16 protein-coding genes and 3 pseudogenes are annotated in these 15,400 nt (G+C 68.5%); 5 read left to right on the top strand and 14 right to left on the bottom strand.

From position 1 onward, the window contains the following. From OTB20_RS40580 to OTB20_RS40565, 4 genes and pseudogenes are all read left to right on the top strand, one after another. Positions 1-220, top strand: a 220-nt coding sequence (locus tag OTB20_RS40580) for a transposase (RefSeq protein WP_420716607.1), incomplete at its 5' end; no start/stop codon positions are given. A 4-nt stretch (positions 221-224) separates the two neighbouring features. Next, a pseudogene (locus tag OTB20_RS40575) lies at positions 225-526 on the top strand (integrase core domain-containing protein); the annotation flags it as partial. A 211-nt stretch (positions 527-737) separates the two neighbouring features. Then, positions 738-1,970 carry a chloride channel protein gene (locus OTB20_RS40570; RefSeq protein WP_267824929.1) on the top strand — a complete coding sequence of 411 codons (1,233 nt, stop codon included), beginning with the start codon at positions 738-740 and terminating at the stop codon, positions 1,968-1,970. Between the two features lie 234 nt (positions 1,971-2,204). Beyond that, on the top strand, positions 2,205-2,498 hold the full coding sequence (locus OTB20_RS40565) for a DUF5713 family protein (RefSeq protein ID WP_267824928.1): 294 nt from the start codon (positions 2,205-2,207) through the stop codon (positions 2,496-2,498). A gap of 214 nt (positions 2,499-2,712) precedes the next feature. Here the strand turns inward: OTB20_RS40565 and OTB20_RS40560 are convergent. The 8 genes and pseudogenes from OTB20_RS40560 to OTB20_RS40525 all read right to left on the bottom strand — a co-directional run. Continuing rightward, positions 2,713-2,838, bottom strand: a pseudogene (locus OTB20_RS40560) (IS110 family transposase); the annotation flags it as partial. A gap of 83 nt (positions 2,839-2,921) precedes the next feature. Continuing rightward, a complete protein-coding gene (locus OTB20_RS40555) occupies positions 2,922-3,809 on the bottom strand; it encodes a recombinase family protein (protein WP_267824927.1) in 888 nt (295 codons plus the stop codon). 175 nt (positions 3,810-3,984) lie between these two features. Beyond that, positions 3,985-4,794: a 3'-5' exonuclease gene (locus OTB20_RS40550; protein ID WP_267824926.1), complete on the bottom strand. Its 810-nt coding sequence runs from the start codon at positions 4,792-4,794 to the stop codon at positions 3,985-3,987. Between the two features lie 257 nt (positions 4,795-5,051). Continuing rightward, a complete protein-coding gene (locus OTB20_RS40545) occupies positions 5,052-5,615 on the bottom strand; it encodes a peptide deformylase (RefSeq protein WP_267824930.1) in 564 nt (187 codons plus the stop codon). A 98-nt stretch (positions 5,616-5,713) separates the two neighbouring features. Next, the gene (locus OTB20_RS40540) at positions 5,714-6,202 is read right to left on the bottom strand and encodes a hypothetical protein (protein ID WP_267824925.1); all 489 of its coding nucleotides are present in this window, start codon (positions 6,200-6,202) and stop codon (positions 5,714-5,716) included. Positions 6,203-6,204: 2 nt separating this feature from the next. Then, on the bottom strand, positions 6,205-6,702 hold the full coding sequence (locus OTB20_RS40535; RefSeq protein WP_267824924.1) for a type II toxin-antitoxin system Phd/YefM family antitoxin: 498 nt from the start codon (positions 6,700-6,702) through the stop codon (positions 6,205-6,207). Positions 6,703-6,723: 21 nt separating this feature from the next. Then, a complete protein-coding gene (locus OTB20_RS40530) occupies positions 6,724-6,969 on the bottom strand; it encodes a hypothetical protein (protein ID WP_267824923.1) in 246 nt (81 codons plus the stop codon). A 260-nt stretch (positions 6,970-7,229) separates the two neighbouring features. Continuing rightward, entirely contained in the window at positions 7,230-8,114 is an 885-nt protein-coding gene (locus OTB20_RS40525) for a hypothetical protein (RefSeq protein WP_324290479.1), read from the bottom strand. A gap of 465 nt (positions 8,115-8,579) precedes the next feature. Between OTB20_RS40525 and OTB20_RS40520 the strand changes: the two genes are divergently transcribed. Then, positions 8,580-8,882 (top strand): DUF6191 domain-containing protein, encoded by a 303-nt coding sequence (locus tag OTB20_RS40520; protein ID WP_267824921.1) that lies wholly within the window; start codon positions 8,580-8,582, stop codon positions 8,880-8,882. A gap of 541 nt (positions 8,883-9,423) precedes the next feature. On the opposite strand, the pseudogene OTB20_RS43055 reads toward OTB20_RS40520, so the two are convergent. From OTB20_RS43055 to OTB20_RS40495, 6 genes and pseudogenes are all read right to left on the bottom strand, one after another. Next, positions 9,424-9,762 (bottom strand): annotated as a pseudogene (locus OTB20_RS43055) (transposase); the annotation flags it as partial. Between the two features lie 101 nt (positions 9,763-9,863). Continuing rightward, the gene (locus tag OTB20_RS40515) at positions 9,864-11,024 is read right to left on the bottom strand and encodes a DUF4158 domain-containing protein (protein ID WP_420716608.1); all 1,161 of its coding nucleotides are present in this window, start codon (positions 11,022-11,024) and stop codon (positions 9,864-9,866) included. Positions 11,025-11,096: 72 nt separating this feature from the next. Then, a complete protein-coding gene (locus OTB20_RS40510) occupies positions 11,097-11,249 on the bottom strand; it encodes a hypothetical protein (RefSeq protein ID WP_267824919.1) in 153 nt (50 codons plus the stop codon). Between the two features lie 49 nt (positions 11,250-11,298). Beyond that, positions 11,299-11,541 (bottom strand): DUF6262 family protein, encoded by a 243-nt coding sequence (locus OTB20_RS40505; protein WP_267824918.1) that lies wholly within the window; start codon positions 11,539-11,541, stop codon positions 11,299-11,301. Then, positions 11,531-13,627, bottom strand: coding sequence for a tyrosine-type recombinase/integrase (locus tag OTB20_RS40500; protein WP_267824917.1), 2,097 nt, complete (start codon positions 13,625-13,627; stop codon positions 11,531-11,533). The genes OTB20_RS40505 and OTB20_RS40500 overlap by 11 nt, the downstream gene beginning before the upstream one ends. Positions 13,628-13,801: 174 nt before the next feature. Beyond that, a complete protein-coding gene (locus OTB20_RS40495) occupies positions 13,802-14,914 on the bottom strand; it encodes a tyrosine-type recombinase/integrase (protein ID WP_267824916.1) in 1,113 nt (370 codons plus the stop codon). Between the last annotated feature and the right edge of the window lie 486 nt (positions 14,915-15,400).

Raw genomic sequence — 15,400 nt, 5'->3', positions numbered from 1 at the left:
GCCCTGGCAACGACCCACAAACGAGAACACGAACGGGCTACTGCGTCAGTACTTCCCGAAGGGCACTGATCTCTCCCGGTGGTCCGCCGAGGACCTCGAAGCCGTCGCCATGACGATCAACAACCGGTCCCACAAAGTCCTCGGCTGGCGGACACCGGCCGAGGTCTTCGAAGAGCAGCTACGCTCGCTGCAACAGCCCGGTGTTGCAACGACTGGTTGAACTCGCCCAATACACGAGCAGGGCCTTCGCCGAAGCCTGCAGGTCAGCCAGGGTCCGGCAGAGCATAGGCGCGGTCGGATCCAGCGCCGACAACGCCGCCGCCGAGTCGTTCAACGCGGCCTTCAAGAGAGAGACCCTCAAAGGCCAAAAGGGCTGGCCTAGCGAGCGCGAGGCGCGACTCGAAGCCTTCTGCTGGCTGACCCGATACAACACCCAACGCCGACACTCCCCCTCGGTCAGCGATCCCCGATCGCCTTCGAGAACGCCTTCCAATCAACGTCAACTACCCTGGCCCGAGCCGCATAGACGTGTTCAAAAGCCGGGGTCAAGGCCCCGGCCTGCGTTCGGCCGGTCGGGGCTGGATTCGCTGGTTCGTACGGCGAGCTGCGCGACGAGCGGCCCGCGGCAGTCCAGGCTCGGACGGAGTCAAAGCGGAGGTTCGTCCATGCCCGGGAAGCCCGGTATCCCTGACGTCTCCGTTCACGCTCAGCGGTGGCGCGAGCACGGAGCCTATGTCGTGGCAGCGGTTGCCGGCTGCATCGTCGGCTTGCTCGGCGGCGCCTTCCGATGGTGCCTGGAACAGGCCGTCGAGTTTCGCGAGTGGCTCGACGGGGCCGCCGTCGCGGGCAGTGCCGACTGGTTGGTGCCGGTCACCCTCACCGCGGCGGGCGCGGCAGCGGCGTGCGCCATCGCCCGGTGTGTGCCCCAGGCGGCTGGCAGCGGCATCCAGCACGTGCAGGCCGTGTGGCTGGAGGAGGGCCACGCCCGCTCCCTGTGGCTATTGCCCGCGAAGTTCGTCGGCGGGGTCATCGCCATCGGCTCCGGACTGGTCCTGGGGCGGGAGGGCCCGACCGTGCACATGGGTGCGACGATCGGCGCCGAGGCTGGCCGCCGCGCCGGCCTGGACCCTGACGACGTCCGCCGCGTGCACACCGCGCTCGGTGGTGCGGGCCTGGCAGTCGCGTTCACCGCCCCGCTGGCCGGGGTGATATTCGTCTGTGAGGAGGTGACCCGTACGGTTCGCCCCCGGATGGTGCTGCTCACCCTTATCGGCACGGTCACTGCCGTTGCCTGCGCCCGGCTGCTGGTGGACGACGTCCAGGCCTTCCCATACTCCCCGCCGCCGGCCCCGGCGGGGTGGTTGCTTCCGCTGTTCCTTTTGTTCGGGGTGGTGATGGGCGCGGTGGGCGCTGCGTATAGCGCGCTCGTGGTCGGGATGCTCGCGGTCTGTGACCGGCTCACGGACGTGCCGCCGGTGGTCCGGGCGGCAGCCATCGGGGCACTGGTGGGGCTGCTCCTCGCCCTCGATCCGCTGCTGGTAGGCGACGGTGACCCGCTGAGTGAACAGTTGCTGGACGGTCAGGGGCCGGCTGTGGCCGTGCTGGCCGGTTACCTCGTCGTGCGATTCGCCGCTGGCCCGCTCAGTTACGCGGCTGCCACCCCAGGTGGGCTCTTCGCTCCGCTGCTGGCGCTGGGCGCCCTGTGCGGGGCGCTCGCACACGCGGCGGCTGCACCGCTGCTGCCCGTGCCTGGGTCGGGTGCGTTCGCGGTTGTTGGGATGGCCGCCCTGTTCGCCGGGGTCGTCCGTGCGCCGGTGACGGGAACGGTCCTTGTTATCGAGATGACGGGCGCGACGTCGTTGCTGTTGCCGTTGCTGGCAGCATCGTTCGCAGCCACGTTGACCGCCAACCTTTTGGAAAGTGATCCGATCTACGACACCCTCCGGCACCGTATGCTCGAACGCCCTTGAGTGAGTGAGGACCTGTCCGAACCCTTGCGGTTTACGCCGGGGCCCACTCGGACGGTCGGTGAGGGCGGCCTAGGACCTGTTGTGAAAGTCCTGGTCGCGTGGGGTCTGGCGTACATGGGGTGCGTCGTTGTCAGTGGTGCTGTGCATGATCGGCGCGTCAGTTCTTCGCGGAGGTAGGGAAGCGCCATGCCGATCACAAACCAGCAGGTAGCGGGACACGCGTTCCTGCGGTAGATGTACGACGACTCGTACTTCCCTGATCGCGTAGTCGACCAGGGGAAGGCGATCCTGCTGCGGCTGTGCGAACGGATTGAGGCCGAGCAGCCGTCGGATCTGGGGGCCTTGTATGCCCTCACCCAGGCTGCGACGGAGGAGTTCAACCTGTTGGACAAGGAGTTTGCGGCGGCCGGGAGTGGGATCGAGACGGTTCCGCGTGAGTGGATCTGTGACGAGTTTTGTTTCGTCGCGTCGGCATACGGATTCACGGACGCCGATGCGGAGGTGCTGACCTCTGGCCGGGACTGGTGAACGATGACGGGAAGGCCACTTACGATCAAAGCCATTCATTCAGGGCTGCGACCAGGACGGTCGCCTCATAGCGGACGGCGAGCTTGATGCCCCTATGGATGTCAAGCAGCGACTGTGGCGGGTCTGGTCTGGCCAGCCGGAGGGTTCGCGGGGACGAGGTGTCGGTAGATTTCTCGTGCGACGTAGCGTTTGAGACACCCCATGTCGTTTGAGGTCAAGCGGCATGGAGGTGGGCGTGGTGCGACCATGCGGTCGCTTCGTCGTAGAGGGTGCGGGTCTTGAGGCAGCCGTGGAGGATGCCGACGAGGCGATTGCCGAGCTGTCGAAGGGCGGGGTTGTAGCCGACATCGGGGTGCCGTTAACGAGCAGCGAGCCAGGTGACAAGTAACCCGCCAGTAGCCTTCGGATCGAAGGGTGGTCCTGTTACGCGACCGGTTCGGCTTCCTCTGCCTCGGCGAGCGCCCGGTAGAGCGAGGCGACCGAGGGGCTCGTGCCCGCATTCTTGCCGGTCTTGATGGTGAGCTTGCCCGCGATCTCGGGGACGGGGACGCCCTTGTCCTTCAGCGCGAGTGCGAAGGTGAGCATGTCGTCGTCGATGACCTTGGGCCGTCCGCCGTGGTTGCCCTTCTTCGCGGCGCTGACCTGGCCTTCCAGGGTCTTCTCCCGGATGTAGTTGCGTTCGATCTGCCCGGCGACGGCGAGGACGGCGAAGAACATGGCGCCCATGCCGTTGGGGTCGTAGATCCCGGCGAGCGGCCCGGTGAGGAGTTCGAGCTGGATGTCGTCGGCCTGGAGCTCGGCGGACAGTGTCATCAGCTCCGCGGCGTTGCGGGCCAGGCGCTTGAGCTCGTGGACGGTGAAGATGACCGGTGTATCCGGGGCGGCCTCCTTGAACTGGCGGGCGAGCGCGAGCGCCTTCTCCAGTTCGGGCCGCACCTTGACGCGGGTGCTGATCTGCTCCTGGAAGACCTTGTGGCAGTCCGCTTCCCGCAGCGCGTCGAGCTGGCTCGCCAGCTCTTGACGGGCCGTCGACGTACGCGCGTACGCGATTCTGATCGGCTTGCCATCGCGCTGTGTGGGAACCGCGGCGGGCGCCGGTCCCTGCTTCCAGGGCCGTCCGGGGCCGCGGTCGGCGGGGATCGGGATGTCGAGGTGCTCGCGTAGCGCGGGCACGAGGACGAAGCGGGGGGTGTGGTACTTCGTGGCGGTCTTCCCGCCACGTGTTCGGCAGGCGCTGCCGGCGGGTACGTCGCACTTGGGGCAGTCGTTGCGTTCTACCGCGATTGCTGCTTGATCGGGCGTCAGATCCACGTGATCAGTCTCGCAGATTGCCTCTCGCATAACCCCCAGGTTTCGAGAGGACTTCTGCGAACGGCGACCTGCGGAAACGGATCACGTTTCTGGGCTCTCGCAGAACTCGCACAGATGGTCATTTGTGAGAGTGGCCCCGCGTGCGGCTCTGGCCCTCGCCTCTCTTCGGGGAAGATCACCAGCGGTGTGCAGGCGCGGACTGCGTCATCTGTTCGAGTTTCGCAAGCAGGAGCCGGCAGTCGGCTACCGCGTCGTGAGGGCCGCCGAGCCGCTGGTTGCGGTAAGCGCCTCGCTTGGCGGACCACAGGCCCTTCCACACCGCGTAGGGCACCATCGCGTCCTCCCACCGGCATTGGGCCAGCCACTGTTCGGCTGCCGCGGCGCTGCCATAGTGGCGCACCAGCTCGCGTTCGAAGACGCCGCGGTCGAAGTCCATCTTGTACGCGACCAGGGTCCGGCCACGGAGTGCGTCGGTGAGGGCGGGCAGCAGCCGGCCGAAGGTGTGCGCGGCGGCGAGCCGGTCCTCCGTGATGCCGTGTACCTGGGCAGCGGCCGGCTCCATGGCGGCGTTCGGCTGCACGTACTCGTTGAAGACCACGGTGCCGTCCCGGTCGACGGCGGCGATCTGTACCGCGTACGGGTTCACCAGTCCCGTCGTCTCCACATCGACAGCGAGGAGCGAGTCGTCGGCGAGCAGACGGCGGGCCCAGCGGGCGACCTGCTCGCGCTCGCGCGGCCAGGACGTCGGGCGCCGCAGGGCGCGGACAGCGTCGGCGAGTTCGCGGTGGGCCTCGCGGGTGGTTTGCACCCGCCACAGCGGCGGGCCACCGTCCGGCTCCGCGGACACGGTCCCCAGGTAGGTCCCGCCGTCGTAGGCCGACCACGTGGGGCGGTCGGTATCGGCGGGCCGGACGAACTGCACCGCTTGGTCGTCGACATCGCGAGTGAACAGGTCTGCCCACGCGGCCGGGTCCTCGACGGTCACCAGGCACTCCTCTCCTTGACCGCCCGGCCCGCGTCCTTCTCGCTGCGGGTGATCAGCGCCCACGGTATCGGCCCGGTTGCCGGGCAGGGGATGGAACGATGGCACGCCTGCCGCAAGTAGAGGAGCCCGGCAGCGGCAGCATCGGCCGGACGTTGGCACGCCGCCGGGCCCGTCCAGTCTCCCCCACGCACGCGGCTTGCCTTCACTGCGGGCGCGTTCAGCCGGTTCCCGCATCACGGGCAGGGGCCTCTCAGGGTCTACTGGCCGTATGTCCAGGCCGTGCCGGTCTGCCGGTACTCCTCAACTGGGATGGGGTCGATGCCGGGTCGCATGCGGGTGGTGTAGAGGAGTCCGTCGAGGTGGTCGATCTCGTGGTGGAGCAGCCGGGCGAGGCCGCGTTCGTAGACGGTGGTCACCGTGGTTCCGTCGAGGGCGGTGGTCTGAACCGTGATGGTCAGCGGGCGGGGGACCATGCCGCGGACGTCGAAGAAGGACAGGCATCCTTCGTACTGCTCGTCGGTCTGGGCCGAGGAAGCGGTGATGCGCGGGTTGAGGAGCACGATCACCGCGGTGTCGCGGCCGGGCGGCTGGACGGTGGCCGCCGCGCGGCCGATACCGATCTGCGGCGCCGCGAGCCCCATGCCCTTGGCGAAGGGGTGGACCTGCCCGATGCGTTCCATCGCGGCGAACAGCATCTTGATGGCGCGCTCGGCGTCCTCGCGCTCGGCCGGGAGGACGAAGGGGCGGGCCGGCTCGGCCAGGACGGGGGCGCCGCGCTGGACGATGCCGATCTCGCGCATCCGCTGGCTGGGCTGCACCATGGTCACCTGAACTCTCCCTGCGTCGAATCGACTTCTTGGCGGGCGCGAAAGCGCCATTCGAGACGGTAGCGGGCGTGCAGGGCGGGTGCGGACGTTCTTCAGGTGAAGACCCGCATCCCGCCCTCCTCGCTGCGGACGGGCGCGGTCCGCAGCGGGGAGGCCTCGGCGCTCATGGAGGTTTCGGTGCCCCACACCACCGGGTCGAGCGCGGCGGGGAAGGCGAGGGAGACCTGGAGGTGTTCGGTCGGCAGCCGGACTGCCCGCTGGAACCAGCGGCCCCACTTCTCGTCGCCGACGCTGTCGGCGTACTCGATCCACACCGACTCGCCCGGGTAGAGCGGGAAGCGGCCCTGCGCGTTCTCGAAGACGAGCCAGATCTCTTTGAAGGCGTCGCGGTCGTGTTTGGCCTCCCACCGCATCGCCTCGCCCCGGCACGTCGCGGTGAGGGCCAGTTCGTCCCAGGTCAGCGAGTGGACGCGGTAGTGGGTGTTGGAGCGCTCCGACTCTCCGGGGTAGCGGTCGACGCTGCTACCGATCAGGTAGCGAGTGATCGGCTCGCTGCCCGTGTTCCGCAGCCGGCGGCGCATGGTCAGCCGGTAGGCGGCGCCGTCGTACTCCAGGCGGCCTGGTCGTGCTCGACGACGAGCGCGGACCCGGACGCGTACGGCTGCTCGGGACGGCGGGAATCGTCCCATGCCTCGCGCATCCACCAGCGGTAGTCGGGGCGCAGATGCTCGACCAGGCCGCGGAGCTCGCGGCGGGGCCGGGGCACCTGGTCGGCGTCGGGCAGGCAGAGCGGATCGTCGCTGCCGGGGTGGCCTTGGTAGCGGATGACGGCGGCGACCGGGTGCATGGCTTCGCTCTCCCATTCCTCGCGCCGGCTCCGCCGGTCGTCGGCGGCGCTCTGGCGCCGGGCTCCCTCGGCGGCCAGGAGCTGGTGACGCTCCCAGAGTTCGGCGGCCCCGGGCGGGAGCAGGGCGGCGACTGGGCGCCCGTGCTTGGTGATGAGGGTGCCGTCGCCGCGGGCGGCGGCGGTCACCAGGCCGGCCAGCTGTGCCCGCGCTTCGCGGATCCCGTGCTCATTCACGGGAGCCATTGTGTACACAGCTCAGCGGGGCGGAGCGGCGGGCGGGAAGTCGAGGATCTCCGTGCCGGCGACGATGTGATCCCCGGCGCCGATGTGATCCGCGACCCGGTGCTGCAGGGCCTGCATTCCCCTGGTGAGCTCGGCGGCTCGGCGTACGTGCTCGGCCGGTGTCACCGTGCCGCTCCGGACATCCCGTTCCAGGAGCTCGTGTCGGGCCAGGAGCTGCTGCAGCTCGGCCTTTGCCTGCGCGAAACTGAGGTCCGTCATGCCCTGCAGGATATGAGCCGGGCACGTGCCGGAGCCCGCCACCGTGTCGGTGACGGGCTCCGTGGGCCTTCTCGGCCGTGGTGGTTGTTCCGGAACTACCGGGCGGGGTGGCCGGCGGCCCGGGCCGCGTACCCCTGGCAGACGTAGGGGCGGGCAGGTGAGGTACCGGCTGTGTCGGTCATGCGCCAAGGACCTGCAGGGCGTGCCCGTCGGTCCTGGTCGCAGCGGCGGGGTTCAGCCCTGTTTCCGGAAGTGTGAGGTCAGGGGCAGCCGGAGCCGTTGGTGGGGTTGGTGCAGATGTCGGTGCCGGAGCCGCCGTTGTTGGTGTTGGTTCCGGTGCCGCCGTCGAGGCGGTCGTTTCCGGCTTCGCCGCGCAGGGTGTCGTTGCCGGCTTCGCCGTTGAGGGTGTCGTTGCCGTTCTGTCCGTTGATGGTGTCGTTGCCGGTGCCGGCGTAGACGAGGTCGTCGCCGTTGGCGGCGTTGACGATGTCGTTGCCGCCGAGGGCGCAGATGACGTCGCGGTTGTTGGTGCCGGTGATGTTGTCGATGCCGCTGGTGCCGATAATGGTGCAGCCGTTGGTGTTCGTCACAAGCGTGCTCACACTGTCCGTCGCGGGGGTGGGGTCCTTGGCGGCGATAACTTCGACGGCGTTCGTGATGGTGTTGGAGCCGCTGCCGGTGGGGCCGCGGGTGGGTTCAACGGTGACCGTGATCTCGGCGCTTTCGCCCGGGGCAACGGAGCCGAGGGCGCAGGTGGCTGCCTGGCTGCTGCTGGTGGCGACGGTGCACGTGCCCTGGTCGGTTGTGATCGAGGAGATCAGTGCGGGACCGGTCAGGGTGTCGGTGAGGGTTACCCCGCTGGCTTGGGTAGAGCTGCTGTTGTTGGTGACGGTGACCTGGTAGGTAGCGGTGCTTCCCACGCTCACCGCTTCCGGACCGGTCTTCGTCACCGACACATCAGCCACCGGCGCGGGCACGGCGGCCAGCAGCACCGACACATCGTCACTGAACCTGTTGGCGGTGGCGAGGTCGGGACGGCTGTCACCGTTGAAATCCCCCACCGCCACCGAAAACGGCCCATCGCCGGCCGTGTAGTTCACGGCTTCGGCGAAGATGCCCTCGTCGTTGCCCAGCAGCACCGACACATTGTCACTGCCCGCGTTGGCGGTGGCACCACACGGACATGATCAGGGATCAAGTCCCGGCGCCGCACCGCCAACCACGCACGAGCTCGTTAGCACTACTTTCTCCGGAACCTCAGATCCCAGTCTCCAGGTATCCACGATCAAGGGGAAGCTTCAAGCGGGCCGTGTGACATACCGTTTTTGGCGCCATGGGCTTCTTGGGCTGTTTGGCCGCCCACACTCTGTGCTTGTTGATCACGGTCATGTCAGGGAGACCTGGCGTGCCATCGGCCGGGCCAGAGCCGCCCAGATCCACATCAGATTTCCGGCACGAGTGAGCCAGATCATGCCGACGTGATCTGGCTCCTCCTGAGGTTCGTCTGATCGGCGGAGGTGCCACTCGGAGCCATCCGCCTACTCTGTGGCTCCGTACCCACTATCCTGACCGAGGGCGTGGGGCAGCCCCGAAATACAGGGAGCGTCGTCGTGGTGGTGGTGGTGGTGCTGTTGATCAACGTGCTGTGCACGGCTCTCTTCCTGCTCCTAGTCGTCTGGGCGTACCGGCGGCGAGGGAAGTCGGCGGGAGGCAGCGCTCTGACCGGCCCGTGGGATGAGCTCTTTCACCCTTCACGGCAGCTAGCCCAGCAGGAGAAGGAAAGACAGCTGGTTCTGCGCGACGACGCGGAGACCGGTGCTCCCCCCGGCAGCACCGTTGACCTTCAGTCCGGCACGGCTGTGATCAGGATGGGCGAAGAAAAGCAAAAACCGCCCCTGCCTTCTACAACGTAGTCTCCACCACTTTCATTTTCGCTGCGGAGACGCCACAGCGCCACGACTACCGCCAGCAGCTTCAGACTCTCACTCGGGTCGGGCGGCTGGTCGGGATACCGAGGGTGGCGGGGGTCCGGCGTGTGAGGCGTCGCCGTCGGCCTGCTTGGAGCGGGCGAGGGTCAAGGTCATATCGATGCCTTCGATCTCGCCTAACGAGCTCGTGCATGGTTGGTGGTGGCGCGTCGAAAAGTGCAGGTCGGGCCGGTGGTCACTGTGGCCAGCTGACCCTGCGGGTGGTGCTCTGCTGGGGTGAGAGCAGTCCGGCGATGGCTTCGGAGCCTGTCAACGGCGTTCGCGGCGCGGCCGCACCGGGGCAGGGCTCTGGCGGTGGTGACGGTAGTAAGTGGCCCGGCTGACCCCGAGCGCCAAGCACGCCTTCACCCGGCCGACCACGCCCGTCAAGTCCTCCAGGGCCTGGGCGCGGGCGGTCTCGAAGACCGTGCCCGCGACCGGATCCAGCCCCGCAGCCCCCGTGTCCGTGTCCGGTCCGCCGGGATGATCACCGATTCTCGCCGTTGTTCGTCGTGGCGCTGTCCGTGGCGATTTGGTCGAGCAGCGCGGAGAGTTTTCCCTGAACGTCGATGACGGTGCGGGCCTTGCCCAGCTCCGCCTCCAGCCTCGCGACCTTCGCCTCGAGCCGGGCGATCTCCTTGTCTTTCGGGTCGGCCTTCGGCCGCCCCGCGGGCGCGGCGAGCGCCGTCGTCGCACCCCTGTCACGCTGCTGACGCCAGTTCAGGATCAGTGACGAGTACAGGCCCTCCCGGCGCAGCAGAGCACCCTTGCCCTGCTTGTCGAGCTTCTCGTACTCGGCGAGGATCCTCGCCTTGTACTCCGCGGAGTACCGGCGCGGTCCGGTTGAGCGGGGTTCTACCTGCGGTCAGGGGTCCCGTGGTCGTTGGTTCTGGCCACCTGGGTTACTACTCCTTCTCCGCCCTCGACTCAATGAATCATCCAGTATGCCTGGCTCGACCTACTTTGACAGAGAGGGTTGCACTTGAGCGTCAACGCCTTCAGCAGCGGGGTGAGCATCCGCCGCCAGTGCGCCGAGTACGCCGACCGCAGCACGGTGCGGATACGCGCCTTGTACTTGGCCTCGTTCGCCGCGGCCTCCGCGGCGAGGGCCTTGAGCGTCTTCTCCCCGCCGACGACGGGGTAGATCACCTTGCGGACCGTGCCAGAGGGCTCGGACAAGGCCGCCTCGGCGACCCGCAGCATCATCGCCTCCTTGCCCCGCACCTTCTTCAGCTCGCCGGTCAGCTCCTTGTCGACCTTCTTCTCCGCCCGGGTGTTGATCTTCAGCACCAGCTGGATGAACAGCTCCACCAGCGAGTCGGTGATCTCGGTGTGCCGCACATGGCACAGCGCGGCCAACAAGGTCAGGCGCATCGGCGGCTTCATCCGCTCCAGGTTCGCCGGGTACTCCTTCGCCGCCCGCGCCCGCCAGGCATCCACCTGCTTCTCCGACACGTCCGCGAACAGGTCGGCCGGAAGATCCAGCTTCCGCACCCGCTGGAGCTTGTCCACCTCCGCGAACAAGCTCTCCAGCCCCGGGGCGCCCGGGTCGGCCTTGAGCTCGGTGAAGAACGACCGGCCACCCCCGGCCACCGCCCGGTCCTCAGCCGGTTCCTCGCCGCCGTCCTCGCTGCCCGCGACCAGGTCCTCCAGCCGCGAGCGGGTCGCGTGCGACAACCGGTCCACAGTGGTACGGCAGAACCGCGTATCGAAGTCCCTGACCGCCTTGCCCACCAGACGCCGGACCTTGGCCGGGGGCGGCGGCTCCACCAAGTCGTTGCGGCAGCGGGCCACCACCGCCTCCGCCAGCCGCTCACGCGACAGTTCCACCCCGCACAGCTCGGCCGTCAACCACTCGGCCAACCGCTCCTGGTCCTCCTCCGTGCCCGCCCGGAACCCGAACGCTTTACGGATCTCCTTGCGGTGGCGCTTGATCCGGTCGCCCTGCCAGTCGTACGCCGCCCACTGGTCCGCCGGCACCTTCACCTGCTGGGCCACGTAACCCACCGCGGCGGCGGGGACTTCCCTGTCGGTTTCCGGGAAGCGGGCCTCCACCTCGAAGAACTTCAGCAGCATCGCGAAGCTTATCTTCAGCCGCAGAACCGGACGGGGCTATGGCCTGGGTCGTTGCGTGGTGGCCGGTGTCGGCGACGGACCGGTTCAGCAGGGTCCGATGGTCTTCGTCGGCGGCTGGCGGGAGCTGCTGGTTTCACCCGAAGAGGTGACGGCGGCGGCTCGTTGCTGTCCGAGCACGCGGGCGAGCTGGTCCCTGAGGTCGCGCACCTCTGTCTCCAGCTGACGATTGCGGGCCATCGCGGCCTCAAGCCGTCGGAGCAGTGAAGCGTCCGACGCACGCTGCCGGTCAGGGACTTGGGGCCGAAGCCGCCTTGTCGTGTCGCTCGCGCAGGCGGTTGATCTCGGCCCGCAGGTCGGGCTGGGTGTAGAGCCAGGATCGCGAGACGCCCGCTGCGCGGGCGACGGCGTCGAAGGAGACCGACCGGCCGGTGGCGTCCATGCGCCGCAGCGCGGCGACGGCCCGTTCCCTCGTGGCTGCGGCCCGGGAACGGGCGGCAGCGATGATGTGCGGGGAGTTGTCAGTTCGCATCGCCGGTCTCCTGCGTGCCGTCAGCTTCAAGTTCGGTGATCATCTGGTCGAGGTTGGCCGCGACCTGCTCGTTCATCTCGGCCACCCGCTGATGGCCGCAGCCCTTCGCGTTGTCGACGAGCGTCAGCGTCCGCCGGTGCTGGGCCTTGAGCTCGGGCAGGAACTCCGGGCCGGTGAGGAAGACCGGGCAGGTCAGGCAGGCGTTGGCGTGCGGGCAGCTCTTCTGGACGGGGAGCCCGCAGTAGCCGTTGGGGAGGGTCTGGGTGGAGAGGCCGTAGCGGGTCTTGGCCCACTCGGCCTGGGCCAGCGGACCCTCGGGGGCGAGGGTGACGCGCTCGCCCCGGATGTTGACCTTGGTGGCGGCCTCCCAGCGCCGGCGGACGGTCTGGTCGGTGATCCGCGCGTAGTGGGCCGTCATCTGGTGGGAGTCGTGGTCGAGGAGGACGCGTACGACTTCCTGCGGGACGTCGCGGTTGATCAGCCTGGTGGCGAAGGTGTGCCGCCACTGGTGCGGAGTGAGGTGGACCGGGTGCCTGTTCTCGTCGCGGACATCGCGCTGGGCGAGCCAGCGTTTGAGCATCTGCCGGTAGGTGTCCGGGGAGAAGTGCCGGGTGCCGTCGACGTTGCCCTTCAGGCGAGTGAAAAGGTGCGGGTTGCCGTCCGGCCAGCGCTGGAGGACGCGCTGCTGTTGGGCCCGGACCTCGGCCTCGGTCTCCTCGTCGATGGGGACGGCGGCTTCCCGGCTCATCTTGTTGTTGAAGTAGCGCAGGTAGGGGGCGCCCTGGCCGTCGTGGAGCAGGCAGTCGAACAGGATGGTGCAGGCGTCGGAGACCCTCAGGCCGCAGCGGATCAGGATGAGCGTGATCAGCCGGGCTGCGGGATCGGTCCACCGGTCGAGGTTCGCCGGCTGTTCGACCTGGGTCATGATGTGCTCGGCCAGGTGGCGGGCGAGCCGTGTGCGGCGGCGCGGGCAGTCGCCGGTGAAGAACGCGGCGCTGGTCGGCAAAGAGTTGTCCCAGCCGTGCTGGCGGATGGCCTGGAAGAACAGGTGCAGGCCGTTGACGCGGCTCTCGTTCGAGCTGAGCCCGCCGGGGAGGTCGGTCAGCCAGGCCAGGTAGCGCTCCAGCAGGCCCCGGTCAACGTCGCCGAGACCGCGGACGACGCTGGGGCCGACAGCGTCGAGGAATTCGCCGAAGCGGGTCAGAGCCTGCATGTAGCCGGTGACCGTGCTGACGTTCAGTCCGGACGACAACCGCAGCCGGATCCACCGCTTCGCCAGCACCCGCAGCCAGGGCTGGGTGATGCGGTCGAACCGCAGCTCGCTGCGTGGGCGGGGCCGACTGGTGCTGCGGTTGAGCCCGGCCAGCTTGCCCAGCCGCCATACGTCCCGGGCGTACTCGACCTCCCAGCCGGTGCCGTCGCGCAGGGTCTCAACGGCGTCTCTGGCATAGAGGAGGAACACGGCGACGCGCTTGTCATAGCCGCCGGACCCGCGACGCTGGTAGGGGCCGAGGACCCGGTGCCACCGCTCGGCGGAGTAGTCCAGCAGGGAAGTCACGTTCTCCTCACGGGCCCAGCGGATGGCTGCCGCGATCATGCGGGCCGGGGCGGTGACGGTCTGCTCGTCACGGCGGGTCTGGACGGCGTACTGAAACTCCAGCCTGAGCTGTGGTGCCAGGCCGCGGAAGTCCACCCGGGGCAGGCCGAAGGACTGGCACTCGACGATGAAGTCCTCGACCGGCGGGGCGCCGTCCTGGCGCCACCGGACGTGATGGCTCTTGCAGAACGTGTTCGACGCGTTCTCCACCCACAGGGTGCAGTTGGGCAGAGCGCAATCGGTGCGGTCGGTGCCTGGCAGCGGCGGCGCGGAGGCCGCCCAGGCGGAGGGGTCGGTGCTTCCTGAACGGGACCACTTGTCGCGGTGTCGCGAGCACAGTCCCTTGCCAGCGGCGCCGAAGCGGCAGCCCACAACGGTGCAGTGCGTGAGCTCGCCCAGGCCCCGGAGAGGAGGGCCGGAGCCGGCGAGGAACGCCGCGAGGTCGGGGCGCCCGTCCCGCCGCCAGCGTTGGGCATGGCCGGTGCACATGCCCTGCTCGTGCGCGGCGCGGTTGCAGCCCGGGACCGGGCAGCTTCCAGCCCAGCACCAGGTCGTCGGCGTCGGGGACCAGCACGTCGACGTGGAACTCCATGCGGACCGAGGCCAGCAGTTTCTCCAACAGACCAGACCGGCCGAGCGGGCCTGTGGTCAGGGGCGTGACGCTCACAGCCGTACCTCCCGGTCGGTGAACCAGCCCGCCGCTTCCAGCGTCCGACGGGCGTCTTCGACGGTGAGGTGCCCGTACGTATCCATCGTGGTGGTGATCGAGGCGTGTCCGAGGAGTTCCTTCACGCTCTCCATGCCGGCGCCCTTGCGCAGTAGCCAGGTCGCGTAGGTGTGCCGGAACTGGTGCGGCTCGAAGTCGATACCGGTGCGGCGGCGCAGCCGTTCCACCAGGTCATAGACGGCGGAGTAGGTGAGCGGACGGCCGTGCGGGTGGCCCCAGAGGTTGACGAACACGTAGTCCGAGTCGAGGGCGCCGTACTCGCGGTTGAGGTAGTCAGCATACAGCCGCATCAGCTCCGCGCTGGCCGGGACGCACCGCGAACGCCCCGACTTCGCCCGTACCCGGTTGGCGTTCGGGCGCGGGATGACGCTCACCTGCCGCTCGGCCAACGCGATGTCCTCGTGCCGCAGGCCAAGGGCTTCACCGATCCGCAGCCCGGTGTCCAGCAACAGCGCGAACAGTAGCCGGTCCCGCAGATGCTCGCACCCGTCCAGCACTGCTTGGGCGTCCCCGGCGGAGAGCACGACCGGCCGCCGCCGCGGCTGCCGCAGTCGGATCGTACGGACCTTCTGCGGACGGCTCTTGGCGATGTGCTCCAGAAACGGCTTGTAGGAGCTGCCGCCACGGCGGCCGGCGGGCCGCATCGTCACCATCAGGTCGCCGAGCGGCACCCCGTGGCGGGCGTGGAACTCGCAAAACGACGACAGGGCGGCGAGCTTGCGATTCACGCTGGACTCCGCGCAGTGGTGATCCGCCGTGGGCAGCACCACGACCTTCCCGTCCCGCGCCTGCGGAGGAAGCCGCAACCAGCCCACGAACCCGGCGACGTCCTCCAGCGTCACCGACCGCCAGTCCAGCCTCCGGCCAGCCAGGTAGACGAACCAGTCCTTCAGATCGTGGGCGTACGCCTTGACCGTGTTCGGTGACTTTTCGCCCCAGGCCAGGTAGGCCAGGTAGCGCTCGATCGGCGCGACCGCCACGTGGTCGTCCCCGAGCACGGTCCACGACTCGGCCTCCGAGTCCGGCATCAGCACGCGCTGCACCCTCATGGAACCTCCCGCTCATCCGTTGTGGATGACGGAAGGTAATCCCATCCAGGACGGGGCCGAGGGGGCTTCACCCGTACGTGCTGTACGTCCTGGACAGCGCCTCAGCGACTCCAGATAACGAAGCCCAGCCGGTTCGCCCCCGACTTGTTCCGCAGCCGCTTCATGTCGTCTTCGAGCAGCGTTCAGACCTCGATGAGGTCCTCCGGCTCCCAGTCCTGGCGCACCCGTGCATTCCTCGCCCCGAATCGGATGATCACCACATCGTGGCGACCTGCCGGTGGAAGCGAAGCGGATAGATCCAATCCGTCGCCAAAAAGTTACTCAGCGTTACTCGCCACTTGGCAGCAGCTATACGAGAACTGGGCCAAGTTGCCCGTGAGTTCACAAAAACTGAAGGGTCTTCAGCGGGAACCCGGGGGTTCGTTGCCATGCTGCGAGGGGCTGGACCCGTGGGTTCGTGGTGAAGCCACGGTACTGGCTTCGGCG

The organism is Streptomyces sp. H27-H1, from assembly GCF_026627445.1.
Classification (GTDB): Bacteria; Actinomycetota; Actinomycetes; order Streptomycetales; family Streptomycetaceae; genus Streptomyces.
This window is presented reverse-complemented; position numbering and strand designations above follow the sequence as displayed.